The organism is Microthrixaceae bacterium, assembly GCA_016702505.1.
Lineage (GTDB): Bacteria > Actinomycetota > Acidimicrobiia > Acidimicrobiales > Iamiaceae > Aquihabitans.
Genome location: JADJDU010000030.1, coordinates 176,446 through 196,073, shown reverse-complemented (window position 1 = coordinate 196,073; position 19,628 = coordinate 176,446). Strand labels below are relative to the sequence as shown.

At 65.3% G+C, this 19,628-nt stretch carries 16 protein-coding genes and 1 pseudogene; 9 read left to right on the top strand and 8 right to left on the bottom strand.

The window, feature by feature from the left end:
• The first annotated feature begins 50 nt into the window (after positions 1–50).
• Positions 51–821 carry a glucose 1-dehydrogenase gene (locus IPG97_18110; GenBank protein ID MBK6858405.1) on the top strand — a complete coding sequence of 257 codons (771 nt, stop codon included), beginning with the start codon at positions 51–53 and terminating at the stop codon, positions 819–821.
• Positions 822–1,030: 209 nt separating this feature from the next.
• On the opposite strand, the gene IPG97_18105 is transcribed toward IPG97_18110, so the two are convergent.
• Entirely contained in the window at positions 1,031–2,371 is a 1,341-nt protein-coding gene (locus IPG97_18105) for a hypothetical protein (GenBank protein ID MBK6858404.1), read from the bottom strand.
• A 144-nt stretch (positions 2,372–2,515) separates the two neighbouring features.
• On the opposite strand from IPG97_18105, the gene IPG97_18100 reads away from it, so the two are divergent.
• The 6 genes from IPG97_18100 (at position 2,516) to typA (ending at position 9,656) form a co-directional block, all read left to right on the top strand.
• Positions 2,516–3,889 carry a glutamine synthetase gene (locus tag IPG97_18100; GenBank protein MBK6858403.1) on the top strand — a complete coding sequence of 458 codons (1,374 nt, stop codon included), beginning with the start codon at positions 2,516–2,518 and terminating at the stop codon, positions 3,887–3,889.
• 64 nt (positions 3,890–3,953) lie between these two features.
• Positions 3,954–5,192: an aspartate aminotransferase family protein gene (locus IPG97_18095; GenBank protein MBK6858402.1), complete on the top strand. Its 1,239-nt coding sequence runs from the start codon at positions 3,954–3,956 to the stop codon at positions 5,190–5,192.
• Between the two features lie 77 nt (positions 5,193–5,269).
• A complete protein-coding gene (locus IPG97_18090; GenBank protein MBK6858401.1) occupies positions 5,270–5,824 on the top strand; it encodes an NTP transferase domain-containing protein in 555 nt (184 codons plus the stop codon).
• Positions 5,825–5,946: 122 nt separating this feature from the next.
• Complete coding sequence (locus IPG97_18085; protein ID MBK6858400.1) at positions 5,947–6,258, top strand: rhodanese-like domain-containing protein; 312 nt, start codon at positions 5,947–5,949, stop codon at positions 6,256–6,258.
• A gap of 59 nt (positions 6,259–6,317) precedes the next feature.
• Positions 6,318–7,463 (top strand): HRDC domain-containing protein, encoded by a 1,146-nt coding sequence (locus tag IPG97_18080; GenBank protein MBK6858399.1) that lies wholly within the window; start codon positions 6,318–6,320, stop codon positions 7,461–7,463.
• Between the two features lie 366 nt (positions 7,464–7,829).
• Positions 7,830–9,656 carry a translational GTPase TypA gene (gene typA / locus IPG97_18075; protein ID MBK6858398.1) on the top strand — a complete coding sequence of 609 codons (1,827 nt, stop codon included), beginning with the start codon at positions 7,830–7,832 and terminating at the stop codon, positions 9,654–9,656.
• Between the two features lie 26 nt (positions 9,657–9,682).
• Here the strand turns inward: typA and IPG97_18070 are convergent, their stop codons facing one another.
• The 4 genes and pseudogenes from IPG97_18070 to cofH all read right to left on the bottom strand — a co-directional run bounded on the left by IPG97_18070 (position 9,683) and on the right by cofH (position 14,263).
• Positions 9,683–10,426, bottom strand: coding sequence for a hypothetical protein (locus IPG97_18070; GenBank protein MBK6858397.1), 744 nt, complete (start codon positions 10,424–10,426; stop codon positions 9,683–9,685).
• 202 nt (positions 10,427–10,628) lie between these two features.
• Positions 10,629–10,847: a hypothetical protein gene (locus tag IPG97_18065; protein ID MBK6858396.1), complete on the bottom strand. Its 219-nt coding sequence runs from the start codon at positions 10,845–10,847 to the stop codon at positions 10,629–10,631.
• A gap of 47 nt (positions 10,848–10,894) precedes the next feature.
• Positions 10,895–11,956, bottom strand: a complete 1,062-nt coding sequence (locus IPG97_18060) for a TIGR00730 family Rossman fold protein (GenBank protein MBK6858395.1) — start codon at positions 11,954–11,956, stop codon at positions 10,895–10,897.
• Positions 11,953–14,263: pseudogene (gene cofH / locus IPG97_18055) on the bottom strand (5-amino-6-(D-ribitylamino)uracil--L-tyrosine 4-hydroxyphenyl transferase CofH). Before cofH ends, IPG97_18060 begins: the two are co-directional and overlap by 4 nt.
• Positions 14,264–14,568: 305 nt before the next feature.
• Here cofH and IPG97_18050 point away from each other — a divergent pair.
• A complete protein-coding gene (locus IPG97_18050) occupies positions 14,569–14,874 on the top strand; it encodes a glucosaminidase domain-containing protein (GenBank protein ID MBK6858394.1) in 306 nt (101 codons plus the stop codon).
• Positions 14,871–15,665, top strand: coding sequence for a DUF4214 domain-containing protein (locus IPG97_18045; protein ID MBK6858393.1), 795 nt, complete (start codon positions 14,871–14,873; stop codon positions 15,663–15,665). Before IPG97_18050 ends, IPG97_18045 begins: the two co-directional genes overlap by 4 nt.
• A gap of 164 nt (positions 15,666–15,829) precedes the next feature.
• Here IPG97_18045 and IPG97_18040 read toward each other — a convergent pair whose 3' ends face one another.
• Genes IPG97_18040 through tkt form a run of 3 tightly spaced genes read right to left on the bottom strand, consistent with a single transcriptional unit; the run spans position 15,830 to position 19,600 of the window.
• Positions 15,830–16,522 (bottom strand): 6-phosphogluconolactonase, encoded by a 693-nt coding sequence (locus IPG97_18040; GenBank protein ID MBK6858392.1) that lies wholly within the window; start codon positions 16,520–16,522, stop codon positions 15,830–15,832.
• Positions 16,515–17,618: a transaldolase gene (gene tal / locus IPG97_18035; GenBank protein MBK6858391.1), complete on the bottom strand. Its 1,104-nt coding sequence runs from the start codon at positions 17,616–17,618 to the stop codon at positions 16,515–16,517. Before tal ends, IPG97_18040 begins: the two co-directional genes overlap by 8 nt.
• A complete protein-coding gene (tkt, locus tag IPG97_18030; GenBank protein ID MBK6858390.1) occupies positions 17,615–19,600 on the bottom strand; it encodes a transketolase in 1,986 nt (661 codons plus the stop codon). Before tkt ends, tal begins: the two co-directional genes overlap by 4 nt.
• Positions 19,601–19,628: the final 28 nt, after the last annotated feature.

The following is a 19,628-nucleotide window of genomic DNA, read 5'->3' as shown; positions in this document are numbered from 1 at the left end:
CGTCTGTCCGGAGCTAGCCGGGTCAGTGAGACCCACTCATCGGAGGAACAATGGATCGCCTTTCGGGCAAAGTCGCGCTGATCACCGGAGCCGGGGGAGGGATGGGCCGCGTCGCCGCTGAGAAGTTCGCGGCAGAAGGGGCAAGGGTGGCCGTCGTCGACACCGAGGAGAAACAGGATGTCGTCGAGGCGATCCGCGCCGCGGGGGGCGAGGCGATCGCGGTGGCGGCCGACGTTCGCGACAGCGATGCCGTCCACCACGCAGTGGACCGAACCATGTCAGCGTTCGGCGCCCTGAACGTCCTCTACAACAACGCTGGCGTCAGCCTGGGCGACGACGACGATGCCGTCTCGACGCCAGAGTCCACCTGGGAGCTCACGATGGACGTGAACGTCAAGGGGCTGTGGCTGTGCTGCAAAGCCGGGATCCCGGCGATGTTGGACAGCGGTGGCGGGTCGATCATCAACGTGGCCTCCTTTGTCGCCCACCTCGGGGCGGCAACTCCACAACTCGCCTACACGACCTCGAAAGGCGCAGTTCTGTCCATGACCCGGGAGATCGCGGTCATCTACGCCCGTCAGGGAATTCGGGCAAACGCGCTGTGCCCAGGGCCGGTGCTCACCCCGCTCTTGGCGCAGTACCTCAACACCGATGAGCGCAGGAACCGACGGCTGGTCCACATCCCGATGGGGCGGTTCGGAGAGGCCGAGGAGATGGTCAACGGGGCGCTGTTCCTCGCGTCGGATGACTCCAGCTACATGACGGGTCAGTCGTTGCTGATCGATGGTGGCATCACCGCCGCCTACACCACGCCCGAGTGACGGCTGGACGTCACTGACCAGCTCCGGGCGACGGTCGCCGAGACTGTCCGATGGGAGCAATCGGCGACAGCTACACGTGTCTCACCTCCCGAGCCTGCAGCCAGACTCGGGAGGTGAGACAGCGTCGGGTCTTGCTCGTCGGCCTACAAGTTGGTCAGACCGAGGCTCTGTCTCGGCTCTGCCATGCCATGTGAGTGCGGGCAGCTCGACTATCCGCTCGCTTCCCATTGAGGGGCTGGAAGGTCGGGGTCGGGGTCGTGGTGGTCCAGGTACAGCCAAAGGGTCGAGGCCAGGACCACCAGGAAGCCGAAGTAGTCGTGCTGGAACGTGCGCGATGGGAGGACGAGTAGGAACAGGCCAACGGAGGCAGCCACCGGAACTGCGGTCAGGCGACCTGCCCGTCGGGCGATGAGTACCGGGATGGTGAACGCAGCCGCCTCGATCAGCAGGCTGGATCCTGCCAGAACCGGCCCATGGAAGACTCCGGGGGCCAGAACGGGTAGGCCGATTCCGCTGGCGGGATAGACCAGATCGGTCAGGCCGAGATTGAACAGCAGTGTGTCCTCGACAAATGCCGATGGGTCGACGACGAAGAACGGCAGGATCGTCACGGCCAGGAAGGCAGGCATGGTCCAGAGCCGTTTCAGCCCAGCAGATCCGGCACGGTCTCTGACCCACCAGCCCAACGGCAGGAGGGCGACGAGGAACAAGAACTTGAACGAAATGGCCAGGCCGAGCATCAGGCCTGCCAGACGGGGCCGGCTGATGGCGGAGAAGCACGCGAGCACGAAGAGGGTTGAGGGTATGGCGTCATTCCGTCCCCAGGACGCGAACAAGACCGTGAACGAACACCCCATAGTCAAGATTGCGGAAGCCCTGGCCCATGGAGCCTCGGGGCGGCGGGCGTAGAAGGCCATCGTCGCTGCCAGCAGGGTCAGCCCGAAAAGTCTGGGATCCCACGTCCACCCGGCCAGATCGGCCAGAGCCAGGGCAGGGATTTGGACCAGGAACGAGCCAGGCAAGTAGGGGTAATGACGTACCAGGGGGTTCACGCTGGGTTTGTCGTCCACCCCCAGGGTGCGCCACCACTCGGGCAGCTCCTCCCGATAGTCGGCGGCGTAGGGGTTACGTCCCGCCATCACCTCCCGCGCCGCAGCCCGGGTGGCGATTACTCCACCGTCGTGGGTGCGCGTCCACGGCAACTTCGTGTCATTGGTGAAGTTCTGGTGTACCTCCCGGGCCACGGGTACCGACACCAGCAAGATGGCCGCGACCACGATCCACCGACCCGGCCGCATCACCCTCAGCACTGCCGGGAGGGCGACTGCGGTAAGCAGGGCCGAACGAGCAAGGGGTTCGAACGAGAACGGCCGCCATGCGGTAGGAGCAAGGAAAAGGGCGACCGCGGTGGCGGCCAGCGCTACCAAGACGTACGGCCGGTCGCTGGGGGAGAGCTTGCGGTTGCGCGGCGCCGGGGCCGTGCCGGTGCTTTCCGGGGTTGAATTGTTGTCGATGCAGGGCCGCTCGCTGGCTTGGGACGAGTCGGACATCGGATGAACCTGTCGGTCATCGCCGGTAGATAGTGAGGATCCACCTCAGGAGGCGTGCCGATAGACGAGCCGACCCACACCGTTGGTCTCGCCGATGCGGCTGGGGTCGTAGTGTCACGTGGTCGCCAAACAGGGAGAGATGCGTTGGAACGGGTGAGAGTGACCCTCGAGGACCTTCGAGCCTCGATCGCCAATGGCACGGTGGACACCGTTCTCGTCGTGTTCCCCGACCTTCAAGGCCGACTGGTCGGCAAGCGGGTCACGGGGACCTTCTTCTTGGAGCGGGTGGCCGAGGGCTCGGTAGAGGCCTGCAACTACCTGCTGGCTGTCGACGTCGAGATGAACCCGCTCCCGGGCTACCGGGCCTTCAACTGGGAACAGGGCTATGGCGACTTCTCGGCGGTGCCCGACCTCTCCACCATCCGTATGGTGCCGTGGCTGGAGAAGACGGCACTGGTCCTGTGCGACCTGGTCGATGAGGGCAGCCGCCAACCGATCGAGGTCTCGCCTCGACGCATCCTCCAACGCATGGAGGAGATGGCGGCCAGTCGCGGGCTCACCGTCAACATCGGCGCAGAGTTGGAGTTCTTTTTGTTCAAGGACACCTACGCCGAAGCCGCGGCCAAGGGATTCAAGGGCCTGATCCCGCACTCAGACGTGGTCGAGGACTACCACATCCTCCAGACCACCAGAGACGAATACCTGATCCGCCAGATCCGTAACGGACTCGAGGGGGCAGGGGTTCCCGTCGAGTTCTCCAAGGGAGAGGCAGGCAAGGGTCAGCATGAGATCAACCTCGCCTATGCCACGGCAACGGAGATGGCCGACCGCAACACTGTCTACAAGAACGCGGCCAAGGAGATCGCCGACCAGAACGGTCGATCCATCACCTTCATGGCGAAGTACGACATGGCCGAGGTCGGATCCTCATGCCATATCCACTCCAGCGTCTGGGACGCAGACAACGCCAACAGCCTCATGTGGGATGAGTCGGGCCCTCACCACATGTCGGAAACATTCCGTCACTGGCTCGGAGGTCTCGTCCATGCATCGCGAGAGTTGAGCCTCCTGTTCGCCCCGACCGTCAACTCCTACAAGCGGTTCCAGCCCGACTCCTGGGCACCGACCGCGGTGGCGTGGGGTCTCGACAACCGCACCTGTGGTTTGCGGTTGGTCGGTCATGGCCCTGCCTATCGGGTCGAGTCCCGCATCCCTGGGGCCGATGTGAACAGCTACATCGCCTTCGCCGGAGTCATCGCTGCCGGTTTGTGGGGTCTGGAGAACAAGCTGGATCCTGGCGATGCATTCGTGGGCAACGCCTACACCGATCCCAACGTCGAGCACATTCCGTCGACGCTGGTGGAGGCGATCGAACTGTTCGCCAACTCCGAGGTGGCTCGGTGGGCCTTCGGCGAGGAGGTGCACCATCACCTGTTGAACACGGCAGAGCAGGAATGGGCTGCCTTCAATCGTGCCGTGACGGACTGGGAGCTTCGCCGCAACTTCGAACAGCTCTGATAGGTCGAGGGGCGCGGTGGCGGTGTTCGAAGATCGGAACCGGCTGGGCGGATAGCTTGCCGCCATGAACGAGCACGCCCGTATCCCCGAACGTGGACGCGATGCCGCCGAACTACTTGGTGACATCGAGGCGCGTCATTCCGAGGACATCGACTGGCGGGGAGGCCGGGCGTTCAGCCTCGTCTACAACGTTGGCGATCATGAGCATGAGCACCTGATCGAACAGGTCGGTCTGCGCTACCTGCACGACAACGCCCTCAACCCGTTCAAGTACCCGAGCGTCTTGCAGATGGAGCTCGACGTGATCGCCATGGCTGCCGATCTCATGGGCACCTCACCAGATGCCGGCTCGATGACCTCTGGCGGCACCGAGAGCATCTTCTTGGCGGTGCAGACCGCTCGGGATCATGCTCGCGCGGTACGGGGCATCGCCGAACCACAGCTCCTCACTCCTGCCACCGCACATCCCGCATTCGCCAAGGCGGCGAAGTACCTCGACATCGAGCACGTGAGGGTGCCAGTCGACCCCGGGGGAAGGGCGGACCCCGTTGCCATGGCCGATGCGATGACAGAACGGACAGGACTGGTTGTCGGCTCGGCCCCGTGCTATCCGTTCGGGGTCATCGATCCCATCGAGCAACTGGCATCGCTGGCGGCGGGGCGCGGAATCCTCTTCCACACCGACGCATGCCTCGGAGGATGGTTGCTGCCATGGTGGGAGCGGCTGGGCGAGCCGGTGCCCCCGTGGGACTTCAGAGTGCCGGGCGTCACGTCGATATCGGCCGACGTCCACAAGTACGGCTACACGTTCAAGGGTGCGTCGGTGGTGCTCTACCGCTCCCGAGACCTGCTGTCCCATCAGTTCTTCTGGTACGACGATTGGCCCGGAGGGCTCTATGCGTCGGGCACTTCGGCGGGTACACGGTCGGCGGCCCCCATTGCGGGTGCTTGGGCCGCTATCAACCACTTGGGAGTCGACGGCTACATGCGGCTGGCCGAGACCGTCAGGGATACGACGGCCCGCTTCCGGACGGGGATCGCCGCCATCGAAGGCATGCGGATCACCCATGCCCCTGACATGTCGTTGTTCGAGTTCGGTTCGGACAAGCTCGACATCGGAGCCATCGGGGATGTGATGGACGACCGAGGGTGGAACCTGGATCGGCAACAGGGAGGGTTGCACCTGATGGTTTCGCCTTACCACGCGACGGTGGTCGAGGAGTTCCTCAGCGATCTAGCCGACGCGGTTGACGACCACGGAGAGAGTCGCGGAATTGCACCCAGCTACGGCGGAGTGGTTTGACCGTTCCCGGGGTCACATCGGCTGGGGGGTCCGGGTCGGTGATCGGTGCCATCTTGGCCGGTGGTCGGAGCCAGAGGATGGGCACCAACAAGGCACTTGTGCCTCTCACCCCCCAACCCCGAGCCGACCCGATGGCTGGCGTGGTTGCCGGAGTCCTGACCCGAGCGGGGTTGGAACCGGTGATTCTGGTCGGCGGTGACCCCGAGGTGGGTACACAGCTCGGCCTCGAAGTGGTGCCTGATCGATGGCCCGGAGAAGGACCTCTGGGTGGTCTTGCGTCGGCGGTGGCATGGGGGGCCTCCTCGGCCGGGGTCGAGATCGTCGTGGTGGCCGCCTGCGACCAGCCCGCGGTGACGCCGGCGACGATCAAGGGCCTAGTGGCGGCTCTTCGGGCTGCTGCGGCGCACGAAGCCGCGTTGGGAGCCGCAGTCGTCTCTGAGGGTGGCGAAGTGAACCCGTTTCCCTCGGCCTGGCTGTCCTCGGCAGGGCCGGCGCTGGTCGCACTTGTCGATTCGGGACGTAGGCGAGCCTTCGACGCATTGACCTTGAAGACGATCGCCGTGGAGCGTCCCGGTGCGGAACTGACCGACCTCGACACGCCCGAGGATCTGGAGCGATACCGCGATAGCTGAGCCTGGACTCCGCCACAGAGGGGCTCGGCCCCCGAACCCCGCCTTGTCCTGCCGCCGTTCCTAGAGTGGACCCATCGACCCGCCGGGTCGCCGACCATGGAGAGCCAGTGACCGTTCCCGAGATCGATGTTGTCGAAGCCGCCCGGCGCCGGGCTGAGGGCTGCCCGGTGATCGACGTCCGCGAAGTCCACGAGTATGTCGAGGCCCATGTGCCCGGTGCAGTGCTCATCCCGTTGGGTGAGGTGGTGGAGCGCTCCGACGAGGTGTCCGCCACGGGTCAGGTACTGATCATCTGCCGTTCGGGGGGTCGAAGCCACAAGGCGGCCGAGCACCTGCGAACGCTGGGGATCGACGCCGTGAATGTGGCCGGCGGCACCATGGCGTGGATCGAAGCTGGTCACCCGGTGGTGGTCGGCGAAGATCCTGGCCTCTGATCGTGGGCCTGTCGCGATCAGACGGAGGGGCGGCAGGTCGGACCGGCCTACCGCCGGGGGTGCGCTGGGTTGACGACGGGGACTTGCTCGACGAGTTGGTGGACCAGTTGGTCCAAGTCGATGCGTTCGCGGTGGACACCGAGTTCCATCGGGAGAAGACCTACTTCCCTCAGCTTGCCCTGGTGCAGGTGGCGTGGGCCGATCAGCGGGTGCTCATAGACCCCTTGGCCGTCGACATGATGCCGTTCGCCCGGGCTCTGACCGGACCGGCCGTGGTCGTGATGCACGCGGCCACCCAAGACTTGGAAGTACTCGACCTGGCTTGTGGCGTAATACCGACGAGCCTTTTCGACACCCAGTTGGCGGCTGGGTTCTTGAGTCATTCCCTGCCGTCCCTGTCCTCTTTGGTCGAACGACTGCTCGGAGTTCACCTGCCCAAGGGTGATCGCCTGACCGACTGGCTGCGTCGCCCGCTGGGCACCGACCAATGCACCTATGCCGTGTCCGATGTGGATCACCTCCTGGAGTTGCGCGGCTTGCTCGTCGCGGATCTGGACGCCAAGGGCAGAAGTGAGTGGTACGAGGGTGAGTGCGAGCTGCTGCGGGCCCGCGGCAGAATCGTTCGGGAGCCGAACGATGCCTGGCGTCGGATCAAGGACGCCCGGACCCTTCGAGGTGAACAGGCCGCGGTCGCCCGTTCCGTTGCGGCATGGCGAGAACGGCGAGCGATGGAGGTCGACCAACCGGTCCGCTTCGTTCTGTCGGACATGGCCGTGATGGGGATCGCCCAGCGCAAGCCCCGAACCGCAGAGGACCTGGCCCGAGTGCGTGGGGTAGACGAGAAGCTGGCGCGAGGCCGCATTGGTGAGGCGATCCTCGCCGCGGTAGCCGAGGGCACCGGGAAGCCCGTTGCCCGAGAGCCCCATGTTCGCCACGACCTCGATCGCCACCTGAGGCCCGCAGTAGGCCTGGTTTCGGCGTGGGTGTCGCAGTTGTCGAGAGAGATGGAGATCGAGACGTCCCTGATCGCCACCCGCAACGACATCGAGACTCTCCTGGCCGGTGACCCGGCCTGCAGACTCCGGTCGGGCTGGCGCGCCGATCTGGTGGGTGACCGCATTCGTAGCCTCGTCGAAGGTCGGGCCGCGCTTGCCTTCGACGGTCACGGGAACCTGATCTTGGAGGATCGGGGCCCGTCGGACTGACCGGGGACCGTTGGTGGTCAACGGTTGGAGCCCAACGTGCATTGCAGTGGTGTCGCCCGGCTACACTTGGCAGCCGGATTGGATCGTCTCTCGGGAGTGTGGCCCAGTGAAAAAGGGTCGTCATCGCCGATTTGAAGAAGCACGCGCTCTGAAGCGGTCGTCGGAGCCGTCGTTCAACGACATCCTCGACCGAGCCGACGAGCAGTCGTGCCCTGAGTGCGGCGCTGACCCTGGCCATGACCACGCGTCCTGGTGCCTGGTCGACTCGTCGCCGTCAGAATCCGACGCCTGGGGCTGACGACCCCGCCATCACGTAGAACCCCTCCATCGGCGGGGTGTTGCTCTCCCGCCGAAAGGTTCCCCACAGTGTCGTTCGCTGCGTTACGTAACGTCGCCCTGGTTGCTCACGTCGATCATGGCAAGACCACCCTGGTCGATGCGTTGCTTCGGTCCACCGGCGTCTTCGGCGCCCACCAAGCGGTGGTCGACCGGGTCATGGACTCGAACGATCAGGAACGGGAACGAGGGATCACGATCCTGGCCAAGGCGGCATCGGTTCAGTGGGGTGACATCAAGATCAACCTCGTCGACACGCCTGGTCACGCCGACTTCGGTGGTGAGGTGGAACGTTCACTGGCGCTGGTGGACGGCGTGGTACTTCTGGTCGATGCCGCCGAAGGGCCACTTCCACAGACCCGCTACGTGTTGTCCAAGGCGTTGGCCGCTGGCCTTCCGGCGATCTTGGTCATCAACAAGGTAGACCGCTCCGACGCCAGACCTGAGGAGGTTCTCGACGAGGTCTACGAGCTGTTCATGGATCTGGGGGCCACCGACGAGGACATCGAGTTCCCGATCATCTCGGCGATCGCACGAGACTCCAAGGCCGTCGTCGGTGTGGGAATGCCTGGAGACGATGCCGACCTGACCCCCCTTCTCCAGTGCATCGTCGATCATGTCCCGGCCCCGACCGTGGATGCCGAGGGTCCTCTTCAAGCAATCGTGACCAACATCGACGCCTCTGACTACCTGGGGCGCCTGGCCATCGGTCGGGTGGTACGCGGCAAGTTGCGCAAGGGCGAGCGGGTGGCCCTGCTCGACGAAGAGGTGCTCGAAGGGTCCCGCCCGGTCGAACGCAAGCTGGCCGGGCTAATGGGCTTCTCGGGCATCGGCCGGGAAGATGTGGAGGAGCTGGTTGCCGGCGACCTGTTCGTGGTGGCCGGTTTCCCCGAGGTGGAGATCGGCGACACTCTCGCCGATCCGGCCACACCCGAGCCGCTCGAGCGACTCAGCGTCGACGAGCCCGTCCTTCGGATGACCTTCGGCGTGAACACCTCTCCATTGGCGGGCAAGGAGGGCAAGTACCTCACCTCCCGCCATCTCCGTGAGCGTCTCGAGCGGGAGGTTCTCGGCAACGTATCGATTCGTTTGGAGGACACCGATTCGCCCGACGTGCTCGAGGTGGCCGGTCGTGGCGAGCTCCAGCTGGCGGTGCTGATCGAGACGATGCGGCGTGAGGGCTACGAGCTGCAGGCCAGCCGACCCGAGGTGATCGTCAAAGACATCGACGGCAAGCGTCACGAACCGCTCGAGCGCGGGGTATGTGACGTCCCCGAAGACCACGTAGGAACGGTCACCCAGGCGCTGGCCCCTCGTAAGGGACGGGTCACCGACCTTCGTCCCGGAGACACCGGCCGCACCGTGGTCACCTTTGAGGCTCCGGCGCGCGGTCTGATCGGGTTCCGCGGTCTACTGCTGACGGCTACGCGGGGCACGGCACTGCTGCACACCCACCACGCCGGGTGGACCCCATGGGTGGGGGAGCTTCCTCACCGACAAGGCGGTGCGATGCTCGCCGACCGGACTGGGGCCACCACCGCCTATGCCCTCGACAACCTCCAGACCCGAGGAGAGCTGTTCGTCGGACCGGGCGTCACCGTCTATGAAGGCATGGTGATCGGTGAGAACAGCCGGCCCGATGAGATGATCGTCAACTGCGTCCGCGAGAAGCAGAAGACCAACATCAGGACCCACGCCGCCGACGATGCCATCAAGCTCGTCCCGCCCAAGGTGCACACCTTGGAGTCTGCCATCGAGTTCATCGCCGAGGATGAGCTTGTCGAGGTGACGCCGTCCAACATCCGCATCCGCAAGCGGATACTCAAGGAGCAGGATCGCCGACGCCTGAAGCGTTGAGCGAAAAGCCCTCTCGCCATGAGCGCCTAGCGGCGAATGGCGGGATGGGGCAGGTACACCTCACCTGTCCGGACCGAGGCTCTACTCCTCAGGTGTTCGGTGATGGCCTGGTGGGCGACGTCTCCCACCATCTCGCGCAGCTCATCTGAGAGTGCCTCGAAAACGGGCACAGCGCCCGAGAACGCTTCGGGCCCCTCGGTGCACCACCAGTGGAACTCATGGCCTCCTTCGCCCCAGTCTCGCCTCTTCCATTCCCGCACCGTCGATGTGACGTGGCCCAGCTCGTCGGTCTCGTCTACCCGTCGGAGCGGTAGCTGCCAGCAGACCTCGGGCATCCAGTCGAGGTGGCGTTCCCCAGCCGCGAGCGCGGCGTGGTGGAAGGCACAACCAAGTCCGTCTCCATCGAACCCCGGACGGTTGAGGAATACGCAGGCATCCTCGACCAGCAGGGTGGTCGTATCGCCGTCATCGTTCACCTCGGTGATGCCACGGGCCAGGCCCTCGCTACGGAACTGCCACTGAGATGCGGTGAGCCGCTCGGCCATGGCCTCGGTGTGAGCGATGTCGTCGGGTCCGGTGAAGTGAGCCCCATAGGAGCAGCAGCCCTGGATCGCTTCGCTGTAATCCTCGGTGAGTACCCCCTTGCAACCTCGGCCGAATATGCACGACCAGTTGCTGGTGAGAAACGTGACATCGAACAGCCAGGTTCGGTCCTCGTCAGGGTCCTCGAAGGACACCCACTCGTGAAGATCGCCCGGAGTTGATGTCACCTTCGGACAATACCGGTCTCCCGGAGGCCTTCGGCTCACTCACATCCTTGGCCCTACCTAACCGCCCCCGAACCCCCGCCCAGTCCTGTGACTTCAGCTCGTCAGACAGTCGAGCACCAATGGTGGGCGCACATAGAGCCGGATTCGCCCGGGTGACCAGGGACAATCGAACACGACCCAAGGTCGATCGGTGGATCCAGGATTAGGACCCGAGCGGATAGGCCCGGTCGTCGTCGGGTTCACTCAACAACACGATCGCCTTCTCTACGGCCCGACGGGCCCTGGTGAGACGCTTTTCGTCCACGGGTAGTTCGTGGCCGCCAGCATCGATCGACTCCCGCAGCCGGACGATGGCCAGGTCGGCCAGTTCCTCGGCGATCGCCTCGAGCCGTCCCCTTATTTCCTCGAACTCTCCCGACATGGGTGTGATTCTGTCAGCCTGGGTCGACAACGAAGGGACGACCAGACTCAGGTCGCTGCGTTGGCGCTAGGCAGGTCGCTGAGCGCGCGAATCAGCTTGTGGAGGTCGCCGACCTGTCGTTGCTCGAGTTTGAGCTTGATTCGTGGACGACCCAGCTCGTCCGCGGAGTCCCGCTCAGGACCCAGGGGACCGGTTCGTTCGATGCGACCTTGGGCAACCATGGAGGAGAAGCGGGAGTTGAGTTCCTTCACTTCGTCGTAGGTGGGTTCGAATTTCAGCCTCAGAACCAGGGTGTCTCCTACCCAGCGCAGCGAGTGGTAGTTGCGCCAGAAATGGAGGATCTCGGCTCGGGCGGCCTCGACGGAGTCGGTTACGAGCACCCGCTCCAGGTCATCTGAGTCGACCATCCTCCTGCTCATCACCTCGTCTCGGATGAACCGGGTGAAGGAATGCCAGTAGGTGCCGCCCGGGACGTCGAGGAGCACGATCGGGGTGGGCTCGGCCTTGCCGGTCTGTTGGAGAGTGAGCAGCTCGACGGTCTCGTCGAGGGTGCCGAATCCGCCGGGCATGCATACGAATGCAAAGGACTCCTTCACCAGCATCACCTTGCGAGTGAAGAAGTAGCGCATCGAAACGAGCTTCGGATCGTGGGCGATGATCGAGTTGGGCTGATCCTCGAAGGGAAGCCGGATCTTGATCCCGATGGACAGGGCGGCACCGGCCCCTTCCATACCGGCGTGCATGATCCCACCGCCGGCGCCGGTGACGACCATCCACCCCTCCCCGGCGAGGGCCTGGGCCAGGTCACGGGTGAGAGACCAGAGCGGATCGTCTTGGGTCACCCGTGCCGATCCGAAGATGGTGACCTTCGGCTTGTCGGCGAAGGGGGCGAGAATGGCGAATGCCGATCGCATCTCGGCCAGGACGGCCCGGGTCATCTTGAGGTCGAGACGAGGTAGGTGATCGCCGCCCATCTCGACGGCGGTATGCACGATGTCCTCGATGACGTCGGCGTCGGAGGTGGTGCCGCTCACCCGAAGGAGTTCTGCTATTTCCTGGTCGATGCGGTGATCGGGGCCGGTGGGGGACGCTGGTTCGTTACCAGTCATAGAGAAGCGGCCACCGCTACCGGTGAGTACAGGGTCGAGCGCTGTTCGAGCGTGCGACCCAACGGCGCAACGAGCTCCTCGAACGCTCTGGAGTCCATTCCCTGCCCGTGGCTAGCACCGGCGGCACGCGAGATGTTCTCGTCGATCAGGGTGCCGCCGAGGTCGTTCACTCCGGCTTGGAGGAGTTGTCGAACGCCAGCCTGTCCGAGCTTCACCCAAGACGCCTGGATGTTGGGGATGCTGCGGTGATAGGCGATCCGACCAACGGCGTGCATCAGTACGACCTCACGCCAGGTCGGGCCTCTACGGGCCTTGCGCTGGAGATAGATGGGGGAGGCCATGTGGACGAACGGCAGTGGCACGAACTCGGTGAAGCCCCCGGTCTCAGCCTGAAGGTCCCTGGTCCGCACCAGGTGACGGGCCCACGAGCGCGGGTGCTCCACCGATCCGAACATGATCGTTACGTTCGAGCGGAGGCCTACACGGTGGGCAGTCCGATGGACCTCCAGCCACTCCTTGGTGTTGACCTTGTCGGGACAGAGCACCTCACGAACTGAATCGTCGAGTATCTCAGCCGCGGTCCCGGGAAGGGTGGCCAAACCGGCATCTTTCAGACGGGTCAGGTACTGCTCGAGCGCCTCGCCCGACCGGCGAGCCCCCTCGGAGACCTCGAGAGCGGTGAACCCGTGGATGTGGATGTCAGGCGCAGCGTCTCGGACCGACCGGGTTACGTCCAGGTAGTAGTCACCGTCGAAATCAGGATGGATCCCACCCTGAAGGCATACCTCGGTGGCGCCCATCTCCACCGCCTCGCGGGTTCGCTGGGCGATGTCGTCGAGCGTGAGCAGATACGGGGTACCGCGGAGGTTGAGCGACCGGGGACCCTTGGAGAAGCCGCAGAACCGGCACTTGAAGGTGCAGACGTTGGTGTAGTTGATGTTCCGGTTTGACACCCATGTGACGGTGTCTCCCACGGTGGACGCTCTGAGCTCGTCGGCGAGCTGCGCCACCGCAGCGACCTCCCGACCTCGGGCCGAGAACAGCGCGGTGATTTCATCCTCGCCGGGGGACTGACCCTGCCTCACCCCGTCGAGCACCTCGCCGACCGAGCCCGAGGCCCGAGCCTCGCCGGGGACGAGGTGCGGAGGGTCCGTGTCGAGTCCCACGTACCACTGTGTGGAGCGGCGACCAACCAGCACCACCTCTGCCCCGTCACCTACGTTGCGGACTTCGCCGATGGTCTGAGGGTGCACGGCACCGGGATCATCCCGACCCAGAACCCTCGGCGTCGGAACGGTCGAGCACCGCAAAGTGCAGGTCGGGATCTACCCACCGGTCCAGGTTGGTGGCGTAGTGGGGATGGATGGTGAGGCGAGGGGCCAGCTCGAGTCCATGGGACGCTGTCACCTCGGCCAGACGGTCCCGGGCAGGCCATGGCCGTTCCGGATTGACGTGGTCAGCCGTAACCGGCGAGACACCACCGAAATCGTCGATACCGGCATCGAGCAGGACCCCGAAATCGTCGGACAGGTTGGGAGGGGCCTGGAGGTGGATCTCGGGCGGCAAAAGGACGCGGGCTAGGGCGATGGCCTCGAGGTAATCCTCGGATGGGCAAGGCGGGGCTTGGTGCATGGCCGTACCGGGCTTGGGCAGGAAGTTCTGGACGATCACCTCCTGGATGTGGCCCCAGCGGGCGTGGCTCTCGGCGATGGCTTGGAGCGCTTCCACGCGGTCGGTACGGTCCTCGCCGATGCCGACCAAGATGCCGGTGGTACAGGGGATCGATAGCTCGCCCGCGGCATCCATCGTGGCCAACCGACGATCCGGTTCCTTGTCCGGGCAGTTCCGGTGGGCATCGAGGTCGTTTCGTAGCGATTCGAGCATCATGCCCTGGGATGGGGCGACCGACCGGAGGGCCTGAAGCTCGTGTGGGTACATGGCTCCGGCGTTGGCGTGGGGGAGCAGCCCGGTCTCGGTTACCACCAGTCGGGCCATGGCGGTGAGATAGTCGACGGTGGACTCGTATCCGTGCTTCTCGAGCCACTCAGCCGCCGCCGGGTAGCGCAACTCCGGCCGCTCTCCCAGGGTGAAGAGGGCTTCGTGGCACCCGGCAGCCGCGCCCCGGCGGGCGATGAGCAGGATCTGTTCTGGACTCAGGAACGGGGCGTCGAGTCGGGCCGGCGGTTGAGCGAAGGTGCAGTATCCGCAGCGGTCCCGGCACAGCATCGTCAACGGTATGAACACCTTTGGTGAGAAGGTGACCCTGGTCCCGTAGGTTGCATCCCGGATCGAGCGGGCTTGCGCCATCAGGTCGGCGAGCGGCTGGTTCAGCAGGGCCCCCGGAGCTTTCGACATGGGCGGCAGGTTACCGGTGACTGGACTCGGAGCGTTTCGTGCCGACAATGGTGGGATGCATTCTCGCCGTCGAAGCCTCCGTCTGACCGCGTCTGGCCTGCTCCTGTGCCTGGGGTTTGGCCTGGTATCGGTGTTGGGTCCTCTCTCGACTCCAGCCACGGCGGCCGCCGCAACACCGGTGATGGGACGAAGCGTGGTGTCCGCGTCCGACCTGGCCGGTTGGTTCCGCTCCACTGGAAAAGGTCAGCCGGGCCACGGTGTCAATCGACGAGTTGGCCCGGTACTACGTGGAGGAAGGCGCGGCAGAGGGGGTTACCGGCGACGTGGCCTTCGCCCAGTCGATAGTCGAGACCGGCTACTTCGCCTTCTCGGCGCGGGTACCCCCCGAGCTCAACAACTTCTCGGGTTTGGGAGCCGTCGACGGGGCAACACGGCCGAGGCATTCCCAGATGCACGCACCGGTGTGCGAGCTCAGATCCAACATCTGCGGGCGTACGCCGATCCCACCGTTACCGAGGACCGTCTGGCTCACCCCTTGGTGGACACCAGGTTTCACCTGGTGAAGGTGAAGGGGAAGGCGCCGACGTGGGAGCAGTTCGGTGCTGGAGTGTGGGCCTCGGACCCAGACTACGCCGGCAAGGTGATGCGCATCCGCCAGCAGATAATGCAGTGGGGTCGGCGCTATGGCACCGCTCGCTTCGCTCCCTTCGCCGGGCCTGGCCCATTCGCTCGCCAAGCGTTCCGTGATGTGCTCTTTCGGGAGGGGACCGCTGGGGAGATCGCTCTGTGGGAGACAGCCCTGAAGACCTCCGCCGTCACTCCTGAGGTGATGGTGGCTGAACTGTTCGGCGGCGAGGGTGCCTCCACCGTCCAGCCGGTTACCAGGCTGTACCTGGCGACGTTGGGTCGGGCTCCCGACCGAGGTGGGCTCGTCTACTGGACCGGGCGGCGGAAGGCGGGGGCGCCGTTGGCATCCTTGGCGGCCCAGGTGATGGGATCTCGCGAGTTCCAGGAGCGCTTCGGTGCCCCTACCGATGGGGCGTTCGTGGACCTCCTCTACCGAAACGTCCTCGGCCGAGAGGCCGACGAAGCCGGACAGCGGTACTGGGTGGGCCGCCTGAACAGCGGGTCCATCTCGCGCACCGGTGTGGTGCTGTGGTTCAGCGAGTCGTCCGAGAACAAGGCCGGGACCTCGGCCATGGTGGAGGCGACCGTGCTCCACCTGGGCTTGTTCCTGTCGTTGCCTACCGCCGATGAGATCGCCGACTGGAAGGCTTCGCGAGCCTCCGGTGAGGGGCTCGACGACGCCGCCCTAGCCCTGCTGATCGACCAGCGCTACTTCGCCCGGTTCTGATCAACCTGCTAGCCGTACTCACGGCCCGGCTCACCTATCAGCTCGGGCCGAAGGAGGTGGGCCGATAGGCAGACCGACCCATAAGCACGGCATGGCTAAACCGAGGCGAAGCCTCGATCTGATCAACCTGGTCGCGACGACGACCGGACCTATCCGCTCGGGTCCTAGGCCTGAATGCCAGCGGCGGCGTCGGGGTGAACGATCCAGCGGACGTGAGCGGCGTCAATGCGACTGGCCGGCACATCCGCCCCGCTGGCCACGGCGGCTAGGGCCTCGGCCCGGCTTCCGTCGGGGACGGTGATCAGAATGGTCCTCGAACGGGCCAGCCCCCCGGGTGTGAGCGTCATGCGCTGGTAGGGAGCCGAGCCGGACGGGTCCTCGCTCATGGACACCAGGCGACCCGGATCGGTGTCCAGGGCTTCAGAACCCGCGAACAGGGCCGCCAGATGTCCGTCTGCTCCAAGGCCGAGGTGGACAAGATCCAGCCGGCCCAGGTCCCCCAGCCTCAACTGGTATGAGTCGGGGCCTTCAGCGCAACGCATCAGGTGGGTGGCGTTGGCGGCGCCGACCCGGTCCAAGAGCGACTCACGGGCCATGCGGTAGTTCGAATCCTCGTGGTCGTGGGGGATGCACCGCTCGTCAGCCCAGTAGATGTCGACCTTCCACCAGTCGATGAGGTCTTCGGCGTCGGCCGCTAGGCGCAGGTAACAGGCGCGGGCATCGTCGGATCCGGTGAGCGCCAGGGAGAAGGTGTCTTGTTCGCGGCGGGCAAAGGCGGCAACCACCTCTTGCGCGAAGGCACCGGTCACATCTGGGGTGATCACAACCTCACCCTGGAGACCAGCCACGTCAGGCATCAGCCACCGACAGCGTCGAGGATCGATCTGAAAGCGTGGACAGTAAGTCGTTGAAGGCGTGTACGAAGGCGTCGATGCCCTCGCGCTCCAGCCTGGCGGTGACGTCGTCGAGATCGACGCCGACTCTGGCGAGGTCATCGAGCACTCGACGGGCACCGTCGAGGTCGGCGTCTGCGGTTCGTGCGACGGTACCGCCATCCTCGAACGCCGTCAGGGTCGCCTCCGGCATGGTGTTGACGGTACGGGGAGCGATCAGGGTGTCCACGTAGATCGTGGTCGGGTAGCTGGGGTTCTTCGTCGATGTCGAAGCCCACAGCGGCCGCTGGGCTCGGGCGCCACGCTGGGACAGAGCGGACCACCGTTCGGTATCGAAGCGTTCACAGAACAGCCCGTAGGCCAGTTGCGCGTTGGCCACCGCAGCCCGTCCTCGTAGCGACCGGGCCTCCTCAGTACCGATCTCCTCGAGGAGACGGTCGACCTCGTTGTCCACCCTGCTGACGAAGAACGAAGCCACACCCGAGTGACCGTCCAGGGGTCCATCGATGGCTTCGAGGCCGCTCATGTAGGCATCTATCACCTTGTCGTAGCGCTCGAGGCTGAACAGGAGGGTGACGTTTACGTTGATGCCGTCGGTGATCGCGTCTCGAATAGCGTCGAGGCCCTCGACCGTTCCCGGGATCTTCACGTACAGGTTGGGTCGGCTGACCCTCGAGTGCAGGTCACGGGCCGCTGCCAAGGTGGATGTGGCATCTCGGGCCAGTCCAGGTGCCACCTCGACCGATACGTGGCCGTCCTCGCCTCCAGCGGCCGAATGCACGGTCGCCAACAGGTCGGCGGCGGCCTTGATGTCATCTACGACGAGATCCCAGTAGGCATCCTCCACGGTCCGGCCGCTGGCCAGCAGTTCTGAGAACTGGCTGTCGTAGGCATCGGTGACGGTGAAGGCCTTCTGGAAGATGGCGGGATTGGAGGTAACGCCCCTGACCCCCTTGTCAATCCATCCAGCCAGCTCGCCGTTGTCGATCCAGTCGCGGCGGAGGTTATCCAGCCATGGGCTCTGAGCGCCCTGGGTATAGAGATCGTGAAGTCGGGTCATTCCGGTGCCACCGCGTCGAGTAGGCGGCGGGCAGTCTCGGCCACGTTGGCCGGGGAGATCCCCAACTGGGCCAGGGCAACACCTCCGGGCGCCGACGCCCCGAACCGGTCTATGCCGATCGTCTCGTCAGCCCAACGGTCCCATCCGAAGGTGGCCCCGGCCTCGACCGCGAGCGTGGGCACCGCCGCAGGAAGCACCTCGGCCTGGTACTCCTCTTCTTGGAGGTCGAAATCCTCCCAGCACGGCATGGACACCACCCGGACACCCACTCCCTCCGCTGCCAGCTCATCGGCTGCGACCACGCAGATCGACACCTCCGAGCCGGTGGCCAACAGCACCAGATCGGGCAGATCTCCATCGGTGATGCTTGCCTGATGAACGACATATGCGCCCTTGTCGACCGGGGCATCGGCCGTGCCCGCCAAAACCGGAAGGTTCTGGCGGCTGAGGACGAGAGCCGTGGGCCCGTCGAGTTCGATGGCCCGCCTCCACGCCGCCGCAGTTTCGTTGGCGTCGGCGGGCCGCACCACACGCAACCCAGGCATGGCCCGCAACGAAGCCAGGTGCTCGACAGGCTGGTGTGTGGGGCCGTCTTCGCCGACACCGACCGAGTCGTGGGTGAAGCTGTAGACGACCTTGTGACCGGCCAAGGCAGCAATGCGGACCGCCGGACGCATGTAGTCGCTGAAGACGAAGAACGTTCCTCCCACGGGCAGGGTTCCCCCGTGCGCTGACAGGCCATTGAGGATCGACCCCATCGCATGTTCGCGAACGCCGAAGAACAGCTGTCGTCCCGACGGGTCGGCAGCGCTGAAGGCACTGGCCCCGGGAAGGAACGTGCCGGTGTTGGACGAAAGGTCGGCCCCGCCCCCCAGGAGTCCGGGGATGGTCTCGGTGAGCGCGGCGAAGCAGGCACCCGAAGCCACCCGGGTGGCGACTGATTCCCCTGGTTTCCACGTGGGAAGCGCCTTCTCCCAGCCCTCCAGCCCGGAAGCATCCAGGGCGGCTTCGAATGCAGCCCGATCGCCGTCCCATGCCGACAGGCGCGCCTCCCAGGCCTGGCGGTGGGCCGTACCACGGCTCCCCGCGGCTCGGTAGAGCGCTGCTACATCGTCGGAGATCTGGAACGTCATCCCGGGATCGAGACCCATGATGGCCTTGGTGGCGGCGATCTCCTCGGCGTCGAAGGGGTTGCCGTGGGCCTTGGGGCTGTCGGTGAACTTGGGTGATGGGAAGCCGATGTGGGAGCGGACCACCACCAGAGAGGGACGGTCGGTGACCGCCATGGCCTCCCGGATACCAGCCTCAAGAGCGTCGAGGTCCTCGGCGGCCTCACCCAGCTCGACGACGTGCCAGCCATAGGCTCGGAATCGCGCGGGAGCATCATCGGTGAGTGCGATCTCGGTGGGTCCGTCGATGGTGATGTGGTTGTCGTCGTAGATGCAGATCAGTCGGCCCAGGCCGAGGTGACCGGCCAGTGACGCCGCCTCGTGGCTGACCCCCTCGGACAGGTCTCCGTCCCCGCAGATGACGAATGTGTTGTGATCACAGACATCAGACGAGAAGCGAGCTCGGAGGTGGGCTTCGGCCATGGCCAGGCCCACACCGTTGGCGATGCCTTGGCCGAGCGGGCCGGTGGTCACCTCGACGCCGGGGGTGTGGCCTCGCTCAGGGTGGCCTGGCGTGCGCGAACCCCACTGACGGAACTGCTTCAGGTCGTCGAGAGACACGTCGTAGCCGGTCAGGTGGAGCATCGAGTAGAGCAGCACAGAGGCGTGCCCGGCCGAGAGCACGAAGCGATCCCGGTCGAACCACTCGGGTGCCGCAGCGTCGTAGTCCATGATCCGGGTCCACAGAACGTGGGCCAGCGGCGCGAGGGCCATCGCCGTGCCCTGATGCCCGCTTCTGGCCTGCTCGGGGAGATCCATGGCCAGCGACCGGATGGTGTTGATGGCGCGCGTGTCGAGGTCGGGGGTGGTCATCGTCTTGGACTCGTCTCGGTGGGTGGTC